Source organism: Novosphingobium sp. SG707 (assembly GCF_012275515.1).
GTDB lineage: Bacteria > Pseudomonadota > Alphaproteobacteria > Sphingomonadales > Sphingomonadaceae > Novosphingobium.
On record NZ_JAAZQL010000003.1, the window covers coordinates 57,710 to 70,843 of the forward strand.

Below are 13,134 nucleotides of genomic sequence, written 5' to 3' on the forward strand. Positions count from 1 at the left end.
CGGCACCCGCAAGGGGCGGTGTCGCTCACATATAATAATGACGGTGCCATGGACATCAGCAAAATTTCGGTCGGCAAGAGCCCGCCTGACAATCTGAACGTCATCATCGAGGTTCCTACCGGGGGCGAACCTGTGAAGTATGAGTTCGACAAGGACTCGGGCGCTCTGTTCGTGGACCGTATCCTGCACACGCCGATGCGCTATCCCGCCAACTATGGCTTTGTGCCGCACACGCTTTCGCCCGATGGCGACCCGCTCGATGCGTTGGTGGTGGCTCGTTCGCCCTTCGTGCCGGGTTCGGTGGTGCGTTGCCGCCCGATCGCGGTGCTCAACCTCGAGGACGAAGCGGGCGGCGATGAAAAGCTGCTCTGCGTCCCCGACGACAAGACCTTTCCCTACTATGCCAACGTGAAGGAAAAGGAAGATCTGCCCGACATCATCGCGCAGCAGGTCGAACACTTCTTCACCCACTACAAGGATCTGGAATCCGAAAAGTGGGTGCGCGTGGGCACCTGGGGCAATGCCGCCGATGCGCGCCAGATCGTGATCGAAGCGATCGAACGCTATCAGGCCGGCAAGAAGGCCTGATAAGAAAGAGGGGCGGGGTCATTCCCGCCCCTTTTGCTATCAGTCGCCGGCAATCGTCATGCCATCGACGCGGATGGTGGGCACATTGATCGTGCGATACCATTCCAGATCGCTGGCCGGGGTCATCGCCCGGAACATATCGACCAGATTGCCCGCCACGGTGAATTCGGCCACCGGCCCGGCGATCTGGCCCTTCACGATGCGATAGCCCGAGGCGCCCCGGCTGTAATCGCCCGTCACCCCGTTGACGCCATGGCCGATCAGCTCGGTCACATAGACGCCATCCTCAATATCCGCGATCAGTTCGGCCACGGACTGGCTGCCCGCCTCCAGATGCAGATTGCCCGGCGACACGCCCGGCGCCCCGCCGCCGCCACGCCCGGCATGGCCGGTGGGCGCAAGGCCCAGTTGCCGCGCCGAGGCGCATTCCATCAGCCAGCCCGTGATCCGCCCATCGCGCACCAGATCGCGCGGGGCCGTGCGCAACCCCTCGCCATCGAAGGGGCGCGAGCGGAACCCGCGCAGCCGCAGCGGATCATCGACAATCCGCACCGCGCTGTCGAACAATTGCTCTTCCAGCCGCCCGATCAGAAAGCTGGAGCGCCGGGCAATCGAAGCCCCCGACATCGCGCCCAGCAAATGGCCGATCAGCGATCCGCCCACGCGCGGGTCCAGCACCACCGGCGCAGGGCCGCTCTTCATCCGCCCCGGATTGAGCCGCGCCACGGCCCGCTCGCCCGCCTGTCGGCCGATTTCAGCCGGAGAGATCAGGTCCTCGCGGTGGCGGGCCATACGGTGCGCATAGTCGCGCTGCATCGCGCCGCCCTCACCCGCCACCACGCTGGCCGAAATCGAGCGGCTGGTGGCGGCATAGGCTCCGGCAAAACCGTGGCTGGTGGCCAGCGCCATGACGGCACCGCCGCTCGATGCGCCCGCGCCTTCGCTGTTGGTCACGCCCGCAATGGCGCGCGCGGCATCCTCGGCCTCTTCGGCAAGGCTGCGCAACTCCTGCGGGCTGGGCTCGCCGCTGTCGACCAGATCGAGATCGGGAAACGGCCCCTTGAACAGCAATTCTTCGGGCGCGAGTCCCGCATAGGGATCTTCGGGCGCCCCCTGCGCCATGGCCAGCGCGCGCGCCGCCAGCTCGGCCAGCGCATCATCGGAAAGATCGGAAGAACCAATCGAGGCCGAACGCCGCCCGACAAACACCCGCAGACCGATATGCTCGCTTTCAGACCTTTCGACATCCTCCAGCCGTCCCAGCCGCACTGACACGCTTTCCGAAGCATCGGCGATATAGACCGCATCGGCGGCGTCGGCCCCGGCCTTGCGCGCGCGTTCGATCAGGGCCTGCGCCCTTTCCTGTGCCTGAAGCGGGGTAAGCATGGCGGTCTGGGCAACTCCTGAAGCCTTGGTAGGGCGCAGGCTCTAACGCCCCGCCCCGCCAAGAGCAATCCGCTTCGCCAGCCCCCTCAGGCCATCATCATCGCGACCAGCCGAAAACCCCCGGTGACAATAAAGGGCAATCCGATGGCGGCGGCCCAGACCATCGCGCGATCCCGGTAAAAGGCCGCGGCGCGCGCCGGATCGCCCGCCTCGGCATCGCTCAGCCGCGTCCAGCGCCGCTCCATCATCCGGCACGCCGGGATGATCGCGCCCACCAGCACCACCAGCGCCAGCCCCGGCAGCACCGAAGCGCTGCCCTCGCGCAGGGCAGCGATGGTCACGAAGATCTGCAGGCCGGTGTAAACCAGCAAGGCATAAGCGATATGATCGCTGATCCGCTTGCGCCAATCCAGCAAGATGCCCCCCTGTTTGCGAGGGGCCCATACGCTATCCGCATGCGGGCGCGAATTACGCGACACCACATCGGCAGGCGCATCAAGGCGTGCCTTGGCCATGAACCCTCTTCCCCTATCCCGACCTGTTGGCCGCTGGCCCTATTGGCCTTTGGTATGAGTAAAACATTGATGGCCACCACGATCAAGCGCAATCGGCCGCGCCCCATGGGCGTTTTGTCCCAGCCATGCATGAAACCTGCCAATCACCCGCATCGCCCTTGCCCAATGCCGCCGCGATGCCTAAAATGATCCCAGATGACCCAGACAATCGCCCCCGAAGCCGGCCCTGCCGACCGTCAGTCCGATCCCAACGGCTCGTTTTCCGGGCTGCAGGTCGTGTCCATCGCCAAAAGCTATGACAAGCGCGCGGTCCTCACCGACATCTCGCTGGAGGTGGCCAAGGGCGAGGTGATGGGCCTGCTCGGCCCCAATGGCGCGGGCAAGACGACGTGTTTCTATTCGATCATGGGGCTGGTGCGGCCTGATTCGGGGCGCATCCTGCTCGACGGGATCGATATCACCAATCTGCCGATGTATCGCCGCGCGATTCTGGGCCTTGGCTATCTGCCGCAGGAAACCTCGATCTTTCGCGGGCTGACGGTGGAGCAGAACATTGCCACCGTGCTCGAACTGGTCGAACCCGATCCGGCGACGCGGGCGGGCGAGCTGGAGCGGCTGCTGGAGGAATTCGGCCTGACGCGGCTGCGCGCCAGCCCGTCGATGGCGCTGTCGGGCGGCGAGCGGCGGCGTGCGGAAATTGCCCGCGCGCTGGCGGCCAAGCCCTCGATCATGCTGCTGGACGAGCCTTTCGCGGGTATTGATCCGCTGTCCATCGCCGATATCCGCCATCTGGTGCATGATCTGAAACAGCGCGGCATCGGCGTGCTGATCACCGACCACAATGTGCGCGAAACGCTGGAAATCTGCGACCGCGGCTGCATCATCTATGGCGGACAGGTCTTGTTCGCGGGCAGCCCCGAAGCGCTGGTGGCCGATGAAAACGTGCGCCGCCTCTATCTGGGCGAGGGCTTTACGCTGTGATACCGGCTGGGGGCGCATAAAGGATTATGGCGCTGGGGCCGCGCCTCGATCTACGCCAGACACAGTCGCTGGTGATGACGCCGCAGCTGCAGCAGGCGATCAAGCTGCTCACGCTGTCCAATCTGGAGATCGAGGCGTTTATCGGCGATGCGCTGGACGCCAACCCCCTGCTCGAAATGGGCGAGGCGCCGCCTGTCGAACCCGTCGAGATCGAGGCGCGCCGCACCAGCCTTGAAAGCAGCCCCTGCGACCAGTTGATCGGCGAAGGCATGGCCGCCGAGGACTGCCCGCTGGACATCAGCGCCGAGACGCTCGATGTGGACCGGGACACGGGCGATGGCGGGGGTGATACGCCCGAACGCTATGAACCGGCCTTTGAGGGCGAAGCAACCATCTCCGGCGGCGGCGAAGCCCCGGCGATGGAGGAATATGGCGCCTTTGACGAGACGTTGGCTGAGCATCTGCATGGTCAGATCGGCGCGGTGGTGCGCGATCCCAAGCTGGCTTTCATCGCCCGCTTCCTGATCGATCAATTGGACGATGCGGGCTACCTGGCCGCTTCCCTGCGCGAAATCGCCATGGACCTGCAAGTCTCGCCCGCCGAGGTCGAGGCCGCGCTGGCATTGGTCCAATCGCTCGACCCCACCGGCGTTGGCGCGCGCAGCCTGTCGGAATGTATCGCGTTGCAGGCCAGGGAAGCGGATCGCTACGATCCGGCGATGGCCCGGCTGATCGACAATCTGGAAATGATCGCGCGCGGCGAATTGCCCCGCCTGCGCCGGATGTGCGGCGTGGATGAGGAAGATTTTGCCGATATGCTGGCCGAATTGCGCGGCTATGATCCCAAGCCGGGCCTGCGCTATGGCGGCGGGGCGGCCGCGCCCGTGGTGCCCGACATCCTGATCACCGCGCGCGCCGATGGCGGCTGGAATGTCGCGCTCAATCAGGCCACCCTGCCCAAACTGATCCTCAATCGCAGCTATTATCTGGAAATGCGCGGGGCCTGTGCTGGGAAAACCGCAGGCAAGGAGGATCGCGGGTGGTTGTCGGAAAAGCTGGCCGATGCCAACTGGCTGGTCAAAGCGCTGGACCAGCGGCAGAAGACGATCCTCAAAGTGGCCAGCGAATTGGTGCGCCAGCAGGAAGGCTTTTTCCGCCGCGGCGTCAGCCAGTTGAAGCCGCTGACATTGCGCGCGGTGGCTGAAACGGTGGGGCTGCATGAATCGACCGTCAGCCGCGTGACCAGCAACAAATATCTGATGTGCGAGCGGGGCACGTTTGAGCTGAAATATTTCTTCACCAGCGGCGTCTCGGGCGCCGATGGCGAAGGCGTTTCGGCCGAGGCGGTCAAGGCCGCGATCAAGCAATTGATCGACAACGAAGACCCGAAAAAGATCCTGTCGGACGACACGCTGGTCGATCTGCTCAAGGCCAAGGGCTTTGAACTGGCGCGGCGCACCGTGGCCAAATATCGCGAGGCGATCGGGCTTGGCTCCTCGGTGCAGCGCCGCCGTCAGAAAGCGCTGAGCGGGAAACGTTAGGCCGCCAGTTCCACAGCCCTCTTGCGCCATGCCTGCGCCAGCACCGGCATCGCCGCCAGATCGGGCAGCACGCTCGGGTCCGCCTTGTGCCCGCCCCCGATCAGCACATGGAACAAGCGCGAAACCGGCCAATCCACCAGCCCCCGCTCGACCAGTTCAAGCGCATCGCCGACCTGCACCGCGCCTTCCTCGATCACACGGTAATACCAGCCCGAGCGCCGGTTCTTGACGATCCGCGCGGCCAGCGGCGCATGATCGAACCGATGGCCCAGCTTCCAGCAGGGCTGGCGCCCATGGCTGACCTCGATCAGCGCGCTGCCCAGCCGGAACCGATCGCCCAGCAGCACATTGTCCTCGGTCAGGCCCAAGGTCGAGATATTCTCGCCAAACCCGCCCGGCGCGCTCAGCAAGGGGTGATCCCCCAGATCAGCCGTCCATGTCGGATAATGGTCAAAGGCATAGTGGTGGATCGCCTTGTCCGGCCCGCCATGATGCTTGCGGTCGGCCTGTTCATCACCCTCCAGCCCCAGAAAGCCCACGCGGACGGGGCCGGTGACAGGCTGCTTGGCAATCGCGCTATGCTCGTCGGCATCACGGAAACGGACGGCGCGGCCGGTCATCACGGCAAGGATGGGGGTGGAAAAGGCGTTCATAGGCCCGGATTTGCGCGCGCACCACCAAATCCGCAAGCGCGAAATTAGCGCTGGGACGGCATGAAATTTATGTTACGATACACCATCACCCAATCAGGTCGGTATTGCCGGACGCAACAAAACAGGGTGGACCGGATCGGGTGACAGAAGGGGAGATCTGTCATGACGTATACTGCACAGACAAGTCTTAAGTCCCGTATGGCCTCGCTCGGAGCGGTCGCACTGCTGCATGTCGGCGCGGCGGTGGTGCTGGTCTCGGGCCTTGCCGCCTATCGCGTGATCGCGCCCGAGCATCATACCGATGCGGTCAACATGCCGCTCGCGCCCCTGCCCCAGCCCGAGGTGAAGCCCAGCCAGAAGGCCGATGCCAAGCCCGTGCTGGCGCCTGAAACCGTGATTACCCTGCCGCTCGATCCGATGCCGCAGCTCACGGTCGATCCCATGCCCGCGCAGGGGGTGGACATCACCCCCACGGCCACGCCGGAGCCGCGCGCCACCGCCGAACCGGCCCGCCCCCATGGCCAGCCCAAGGCGGTCAGCCCGCGCACGCGTCCGGGCGAATGGGCCAATGAGGACGATTATCCCGCCATGGAATTGCGCATGAATCATGAGGGCGTGGTGCGCTTTCAACTGGCGGTGGGCAGCGATGGCCGCGTCTCCTCCTGCACCGTGGTGCAGAGCAGCGGATGGCCGGGGCTGGATGCCGCCACCTGCGCGCTGGTGACCAAACGCGCCCGGTTCAACCCGGCGCAGGATGAAAGCGGCCAGCCGATGGCGGGCAGCTACAGCAATGCGATCCGCTGGGTGATCCCGCGCTGAACAGCCGCGAGCTGGGGGCCTAGGCCTCCAGCTCGACATCCCAATAGAGCCAGTCGCGCCAGGTTTCATGCAAATAATTGGGCGGAAAGGCGCGGCCCCGCTCCTGCAACTGCCAGCTTGTCGGCCGGATCGGATGGGTCAGCAGCGGCATATGCGCCTCGCGCGGGGTGCGCCCGCCCTTTTTCAGATTGCAGGGCGAACAGGCCGCGACGATATTTTCCCAGCTCGTCCGCCCGCCAAGGCGGCGCGGCAACACATGGTCAAAGGTCAATTGATGCGGATTGCCGCAATATTGGCAGGAAAACCGATCACGCAGAAACACGTTGAACCGGGTAAAGGCCGGAAATTCCGAAGGCTTCACATACTGGCGCAGTGCGATCACCGAAGGCAGTTGCATCGCCCAGCTCTGCGAGTGCACCTCGCGCTCGTAACTGGCGACAATATCGACCCTTTCCAGGAAAACCGCCTTGATCGCGGTCTGCCATGGCCAGAGGCTTAAAGGGTAATAGGAAAGCGGGGTAAAGTCCGCGTTCAACACCAATGCGGGACAATCGCTCAAATGGCGGGAGGGATCCTCCCCGGCGCTGCGGAACCGGGCCGCGCGCTCTATCAGCTCCGCCTTGAGCATGGCTCCTGATAACAAGCGGGCATGACGGTTTGGCGACAATTCATGAGCGCAATCAACACCGACTTGCCGCCAAGGTCAAGGGGTGCCAGAGGGCAAAATGCGATGATCCGAACCCGCTTTGCCCCCAGCCCGAACGGCCTGCTGCATCTGGGCCATGCCTATGCGGCCATTGTCGCGCATGATCTGGCGCGCGCGGCGGACGGCGCGGCGGACGGCGAGTTTCTGCTGCGGATCGAGGATATTGACGCCGCGCGCTCGCGCCCCGAACTGGCCGAGGCGATGATCGAGGATCTGCAATGGCTGGGCCTCGGCTGGGATGGGCCGGTGGTCTGGCAATCCTCGCGGCTGGACTCCTATGGCGCGGCGGCGGATAGGCTGCGGGCGATGGGCCTGCTCTATCCCTGCAACTGCACCCGCGCCCAAATCGCGGCGGCGGCCACGGCCCATGGCCCCGACGGGCTGATCTATCCCGGCACCTGTCGCGGGCGCGACATTGATCCGGCGGGGGCGGCATGGCGGCTGGATATGGCAAGGGCGGTGGAGATCGCCGGGCCTTTGGTGTGGGAGGATGAACTGGCCGGGCCGCGGGTGGCCACGCCCGAAATCTTTGGCGACATCGTGCTGCTGCGCAAGGAGGCGCCGGCCTCCTATCATCTGGCCGCGACATTGGACGATGCCGCCGATGGCATCACGCTGGTCACGCGCGGCGCCGATCTGTTTGCGGCCAGCCATGTGCATCGCCTGCTTCAGGCCCTGCTCGATCTGCCCGTGCCGCGCTGGCATCATCACGGGCTGATCGTGGAAGGCGATGGGCGCAAGCTGGCCAAACGCCGGGGCAGCCCATCGCTGGCCGATATGCGCGGCGATGGAGTGGACGGGCGGGCCTTGGCCGATGACCTGCGTCATGCCCTTTTGCCCGCTGGCCTTTCGCTGATAAGGGGCATAGGCTGCGCCCAATAAGAAATTGGGAGACGGGCGATGCTGAAATATATCCTCATTCCGGTGATCGTGGTGGCCATGGGCTTTGTCGTGGTCAGTCTGGCCAAGGGGATCATCGCCTTTCTGCAGACCACGCGCGATGATCTGGAAAGCGGCGGCGGAAACGGCCCCAGCCCGATGCAGCTGAAACAGAACGAGATGATGTTTGCCCGCATCAAATATCAGGCGCTGGCGGTGATCGTGGTGGCGGTGCTATTGGCCGCGTCGAGATAATGGCGAACAGGATACAGACTTGGTCAAGTTGAACAAGATTTACACCCGCACCGGCGATGACGGCACCACCGGGCTGGTCGATGGATCACGCGTGGGCAAACATGCCGCACGGATGGAGGCGATAGGCGCGGTGGACGAGGCCAACAGCGCGCTGGGTCTGGCGGTTCTGGCGGTCGATGGCGCGCATCGGGCCGCGCTGCTGCGAATCCAGAACGACCTGTTCGATCTGGGCGCGGATCTGGCCACGCCCGGCGATGATTTCACGCCCGGCCCGATGTCCTTGCGCATCGTGCCAGCGCAGGTGGAATGGCTGGAAAGCGCGATCGACGCGGTGAATGAAGATCTCAATCCCCTCACCAGCTTCATCCTGCCCGGCGGATCGGAAGGCGCCGCGCGCACCCATATCGCCCGCGCCGCCGCGCGCCGGGCCGAGCGCGCCTGTGTGGCGCTGGCCGCGGATGAGCCGGTCAATCCGGCGGCGCTGGCCTATATCAACCGTTTGTCGGATTATCTGTTTGTGCTGGCGCGCGCGCGCAATAACAATGGCGCCGACGACATACTGTGGGTGCCGGGCGCAAGCCGCGATGCCTGAAGACAAAAGGGGTTGATGCACATGACGATTGTTGGGGTGATCGGCGCGGGCCAGATGGGCTCGGGCATTGCGCAGACTTCTGCCGCGTTCGGCCATGAGGTTTTGTTGGCCGATGTGTCGGTGGAGCTGGCGCAAAAGGCCAAGGACAAGATCGGCAAGGGGCTGGACCGGCTGGTCGCCAAGGAAAAGATCACGGCGCAGGCGGCCGAAGAGACCCTCTCGCGCATCACCCCGGTAGGCGACTATGCCCCGATGGCCGAGGCCGGCTTCATCATCGAGGCCGCCACCGAGCGCGAGGACATCAAGGCCAAGATCTTTGAGGCGGCGGGCAAGGTGCTGGGCGCGGACGCGATTTTGGCCAGCAACACGTCATCCATCCCCATCACCCGCATGGCGCGCCAATCGCCCGATCCGGCGCGCTTCATCGGGCTGCATTTTTTCAATCCGGTCCCGGTGATGAAGCTGATCGAGATCATCCCCGGCCTTGCCACCAGCCCCGAAACGATTGCCGCCACGCGCAGCTTCGCCACCGGCCTCGGCAAGACGGTGGTGCTTTCGCAGGACGAGCCGGGCTTTATCGTCAACCGCATCCTGATGCCGATGATCAACGAGGCGGCCTTCACGCTGGGCGCGGGCACGGCCAATGTGGTCGATATCGACACGGGGGCAAAGCTGGGCCTCAACCACCCGATGGGGCCGCTCGAACTGGCCGATTTCATCGGGCTCGACACCTGCCTTGAAATCACCCGCATCCTGTTGAACAGCACGGGCGACAGCAAATATCGCCCCGCCCCGCTGTTGGCCAAATATGTCGAGGCCGGGTGGCTTGGCCGCAAGACCGGGCGCGGTTTTTACGATTACAGCGGCGAAACACCCGTACCCACGCGCTGAAACACGCAAGGGCAAGGGAACCTGGGGCTGCCCTGGCGGCTTTCCTGTTGGCACCGTCCTTTCGGGCGCAACAGGAGAGCCCCATGGCCAGCACGCCAAATCAACCCATCCCGGAAAGCCCCGTCCCGCAAACCCCGACACCCGACATTCCCCCCGCCATCGAGCCGCAGGTGCCCCCGCCGTCGCAGCCCGAACCCGGCCTGCCGGATCTGACCGACGATCCGCCGCCCGAAACCGTCAACCTGTCTCAGGAGGACGAATCGACTCAGGCTCAGACCTATGGCGAGGCCGCGCAGCAGCTCGACAGCGACAAATTCGTGCTGGAGGACAGCAGCAAGCCGGTGAGCGGGGATGTCGGCGACGATGTTCAGGATCTGGTCGACCACATGCGCGACATGGAGGCATCAGGCCGCATCGACATGGATGCCTATCGCGGCGAACGCAATGACGATGATGAGGAAGAGTCGCTGGGCCCCGCCGCCGCGCGGGAATAGGCTTTACTTGGCCCAGGGCGAGGACGGGTTGCCGCCGGACGAAGGCTGCACCACCGGAGCGGCATGAGTGTCGGCAGGGTCGTCATGTCTGGCTTCGCTGGCCGTGAAATAGGCCGTCACCATCACGCCCGCCGCCCAGAACAAAGCCTTCCAGCGACTGGCGAAAACGGTAGTCAGGCGGGGTCCGAAGGGAAGCATGGCGCAAGGTTTACACCGGGTCCGGTTAAACCTTGCGCCGCCAAGGATGGTTAACCGATCTCGCGCTTCAGTTCATAAAGCCAGCCGAGCGCATCGCGCGGGGAAAGCGCGTCAATATCAAGCGCCGCCAGCTTTTCGCGCAAAGGGTCGCCCTTGGGCGCCTCCTCGACCACATTGGCAAAGAGCGGCAGATCGCCCAGCCCTGCGGCGATTCCCCCGGTTTCCGCCCGTCCCTTTTCGAGTTTCGCCAGCACCGACTTGGCGCGGGAAACCACCGGCCCCGGCACCCCCGCCAGTCGCGCCACGGCCAGACCGAAAGAGCTTTCAGCCGGCCCCGTGGTGACTTCATGGAGCAGCACCAGATCGCCCTTCCATTCGCGCGCGCGGACATGGTGGAGCGTCAGCGCCTCGCAACTATCGGCCAGCCGCGCGAGTTCATGGTAATGCGTGGCAAACAGACAGCGGCAGCGGTTGACCCCATGCACCGCCTCGGCCACCGCCCATGCCAGCGCGAGGCCGTCATAGGTGCTGGTGCCGCGCCCCACCTCGTCAAGGATGACGAAGCTGCGCGGGGTGGCCTGTTGCAGGATGGCGGCGGTTTCGACCATTTCGACCATGAAGGTCGAGCGCCCCCGCGCCAGATTGTCCGACGCACCCACCCGGCTGAACAGGCGGTCGACCAGGCCAATGGTGGCCGCGCGGGCAGGCACGAAACCGCCTGCCTGCGCCAACAGGACGATCAGGGCATTCTGGCGCAGAAAGGTCGATTTACCGCCCATGTTCGGCCCGCCCAAAAGCCAGAGCCGGTCGAACTGGCTGAGCGTGCAGTCATTGGCGACGAAACGCTCACCAGCCGCGCCCAGCGCGGTTTCGACGACGGGATGGCGGCCCTCGACGATGGCGAGTTCGCATTTCTCGCTGATCGCGGGGCGGCACCAATTGCCCTCGGCGGCACGCTCGGCCTGCCCTGCGGCCACGTCGATGCGGGCAAGAGCGGCGGCGGTGCGGGCGATTTCATTGCGCGCGGCAACCGCGACGGCGGTCAGTTCTGTGAAATGCGCTTCCTCGGCGTCCAGAGCATGGCCGCCCGCCTCGGCAATCCGGCCCGCTTCCTCATGCAGCGCCAGCGCATTGAAACGCATCGCGCCTGCCATGGTCTGGCGATGGGTAAAGCCGCTGTCGGGGGCCATCAACTGATCGCCATGGCGGGCGGGCACTTCGATATAATAGCCCAGCACGCCATTATATTTGATTTTCAGCGCGGCTATGCCGGTCTGATTGCGATATCTTTCCTCCAGTTGTTTGATCGCTTCGCGGGCATCCCTGGAGACGCTGCGCAAGTCATCGAGATCGGCATCATAGCCCTCGGCAATGAAGCCGCCCTGCGAGCGTTCGGTGGGCGGGGTGGCGATCAGGGCGCGCGAGAACAGGTCGATCAGCCCATCATGCCCGACCAGCGCGGGCAGCAGAGCATCGAGCATCGCGGGGCGCCCTTCAACCCGCGCCAGCCTTGCGGCCAGTCGCGCCGCGCCCGCCAGACCATCGCGCAATTGCCCCAGATCGCGCGGGCTTCCGCGCCCGGCCACCACGCGGCCCAGCGCGCGCCCGGCGTCCGGCAGGCTGCGCAATTGCCCGCGCACATCCCCGCGCAGCAACGCATCATCATAGAGCCACTGGACCAGTTCGAGCCGTTCCTCAATGGCCGCGCGGTCCAGCAAGGGCGCCGAGAGATCCTCGGCCAATTGCCGCGCGCCCGCACCGGTGACGCAGCGGTCCACCGCCTCGATCAGGCTGCCCGAACGGCCCCCGGTTGATGAGCGCAGGATTTCCAGACTGCCGCGCGTGGCCTCGTCCATCGCCATATGGGCCTCGCCATGGCGGGCAACGGGGGGCAGCAGCAGCGGCAGTTTGCCCCGGCCCACATGGTCGAGATAGGCCAGCAAGCCGCAGGCCGCCGCCAGCATCGGCCGTGTGAACGCGCCAAACCCGTCGAGCGTCGCCACGCCGTGAATACCGCAGAGCCGGTCCGCGCCGCCCTCGCTGGAAAATTCATGGGCGCCGCGCGGAATCGACTCGAAAGGCGCCTCGCCCCAATTGTCCGGCGCGATGATCTCGCTGGCGCCCAAACGCGCCAGCGCCGCGCCCATATTCTCGGGCTCGCACTCCTCCAGTTCCATACGGCCCGTGGAAATATCCACCGCCGCCACGCCCACCTTGTCGCGCAGCAGACATGCCGCCGCCAACACATTGGCCCGGCGCGGTTCGAGCAGAGCCTCCTCGGTCAAAGTCCCGGCGGTGACGAATCGCACAATGTCGCGCATCACCAGCGCCTTGTATCCGCCGCGCTTTTTGGCCTGTTCGGGGGTTTCGACCTGTTCGGCAATTGCCACGCGGCATCCGGCCTTGATCAGGCGCGCCAGATAGGATTCGGCCGCATGGACCGGCACACCGCACATCGGGATCGGTTCCCCGCCATGTTCGCCCCGGCTGGTCAGCGCGATGTCGAGAATCTGCGATGCCTGTTTCGCATCCTCGAAAAACAGCTCAAAGAAATCACCCATGCGATAGAACAGCATACAACCATCGGCCTTATCCTTTAGACCAAGGTATTGCGTCATCATGGGCGTTGCGGCTGG

The 13,134-nt window shown here is 65.0% G+C and carries 15 protein-coding genes; 9 read left to right on the top strand and 6 right to left on the bottom strand.

What is annotated here, in order from left to right; translation table 11 throughout:
• Positions 1-48 precede the first annotated feature (48 nt).
• On the top strand, positions 49-588 hold the full coding sequence (gene ppa, locus FHW92_RS08970) for an inorganic diphosphatase (RefSeq protein WP_168602945.1): 540 nt from the start codon (positions 49-51) through the stop codon (positions 586-588).
• 39 nt (positions 589-627) lie between these two features.
• Here ppa and FHW92_RS08975 read toward each other — a convergent pair whose 3' ends face one another.
• Entirely contained in the window at positions 628-1,974 is a 1,347-nt protein-coding gene (locus FHW92_RS08975; RefSeq protein WP_168602946.1) for a metallopeptidase TldD-related protein, read from the bottom strand.
• A gap of 86 nt (positions 1,975-2,060) precedes the next feature.
• On the bottom strand, positions 2,061-2,489 hold the full coding sequence (locus FHW92_RS08980) for a hypothetical protein (RefSeq protein ID WP_246870038.1): 429 nt from the start codon (positions 2,487-2,489) through the stop codon (positions 2,061-2,063).
• Between the two features lie 195 nt (positions 2,490-2,684).
• Between FHW92_RS08980 and lptB the strand changes: the two genes are divergently transcribed.
• Both lptB and rpoN read left to right on the top strand, forming a co-directional pair.
• Positions 2,685-3,470: an LPS export ABC transporter ATP-binding protein gene (gene lptB / locus FHW92_RS08985; protein ID WP_168602947.1), complete on the top strand. Its 786-nt coding sequence runs from the start codon at positions 2,685-2,687 to the stop codon at positions 3,468-3,470.
• A 26-nt stretch (positions 3,471-3,496) separates the two neighbouring features.
• Positions 3,497-5,011: an RNA polymerase factor sigma-54 gene (gene rpoN / locus FHW92_RS08990; protein WP_168602948.1), complete on the top strand. Its 1,515-nt coding sequence runs from the start codon at positions 3,497-3,499 to the stop codon at positions 5,009-5,011.
• Here rpoN and FHW92_RS08995 read toward each other — a convergent pair.
• Positions 5,008-5,664 (bottom strand): MOSC domain-containing protein, encoded by a 657-nt coding sequence (locus FHW92_RS08995; protein WP_168602949.1) that lies wholly within the window; start codon positions 5,662-5,664, stop codon positions 5,008-5,010. The genes rpoN and FHW92_RS08995 overlap by 4 nt on opposite strands.
• A 162-nt stretch (positions 5,665-5,826) precedes the next feature.
• On the opposite strand from FHW92_RS08995, the gene FHW92_RS09000 reads away from it, so the two are divergent.
• Positions 5,827-6,483: an energy transducer TonB gene (locus FHW92_RS09000; RefSeq protein ID WP_210428433.1), complete on the top strand. Its 657-nt coding sequence runs from the start codon at positions 5,827-5,829 to the stop codon at positions 6,481-6,483.
• Positions 6,484-6,502: 19 nt separating this feature from the next.
• Here FHW92_RS09000 and FHW92_RS09005 read toward each other — a convergent pair whose 3' ends face one another.
• Entirely contained in the window at positions 6,503-7,111 is a 609-nt protein-coding gene (locus FHW92_RS09005; RefSeq protein ID WP_168602951.1) for an HNH endonuclease, read from the bottom strand.
• Positions 7,112-7,213: 102 nt separating this feature from the next.
• On the opposite strand from FHW92_RS09005, the gene gluQRS reads away from it, so the two are divergent.
• From gluQRS to FHW92_RS09030, 5 genes are all read left to right on the top strand, one after another.
• Positions 7,214-8,071 carry a tRNA glutamyl-Q(34) synthetase GluQRS gene (gene gluQRS, locus FHW92_RS09010; RefSeq protein ID WP_168602952.1) on the top strand — a complete coding sequence of 286 codons (858 nt, stop codon included), beginning with the start codon at positions 7,214-7,216 and terminating at the stop codon, positions 8,069-8,071.
• Between the two features lie 18 nt (positions 8,072-8,089).
• On the top strand, positions 8,090-8,323 hold the full coding sequence (locus tag FHW92_RS09015) for an HIG1 domain-containing protein (protein ID WP_310015511.1): 234 nt from the start codon (positions 8,090-8,092) through the stop codon (positions 8,321-8,323).
• Between the two features lie 19 nt (positions 8,324-8,342).
• On the top strand, positions 8,343-8,915 hold the full coding sequence (locus FHW92_RS09020; protein ID WP_168602953.1) for a cob(I)yrinic acid a,c-diamide adenosyltransferase: 573 nt from the start codon (positions 8,343-8,345) through the stop codon (positions 8,913-8,915).
• A 21-nt stretch (positions 8,916-8,936) separates the two neighbouring features.
• The gene (locus FHW92_RS09025; protein WP_168602954.1) at positions 8,937-9,806 is read left to right on the top strand and encodes a 3-hydroxyacyl-CoA dehydrogenase NAD-binding domain-containing protein; all 870 of its coding nucleotides are present in this window, start codon (positions 8,937-8,939) and stop codon (positions 9,804-9,806) included.
• Positions 9,807-9,889: 83 nt separating this feature from the next.
• Positions 9,890-10,300, top strand: a complete 411-nt coding sequence (locus FHW92_RS09030) for a hypothetical protein (protein ID WP_168602955.1) — start codon at positions 9,890-9,892, stop codon at positions 10,298-10,300.
• 3 nt (positions 10,301-10,303) lie between these two features.
• Here the strand turns inward: FHW92_RS09030 and FHW92_RS09035 are convergent, their stop codons facing one another.
• The gene (locus FHW92_RS09035; protein WP_168602956.1) at positions 10,304-10,498 is read right to left on the bottom strand and encodes a hypothetical protein; all 195 of its coding nucleotides are present in this window, start codon (positions 10,496-10,498) and stop codon (positions 10,304-10,306) included.
• Positions 10,499-10,548: 50 nt separating this feature from the next.
• Positions 10,549-13,119 (bottom strand): DNA mismatch repair protein MutS, encoded by a 2,571-nt coding sequence (gene mutS / locus FHW92_RS09040; protein ID WP_168603537.1) that lies wholly within the window; start codon positions 13,117-13,119, stop codon positions 10,549-10,551.
• Positions 13,120-13,134: the final 15 nt, after the last annotated feature.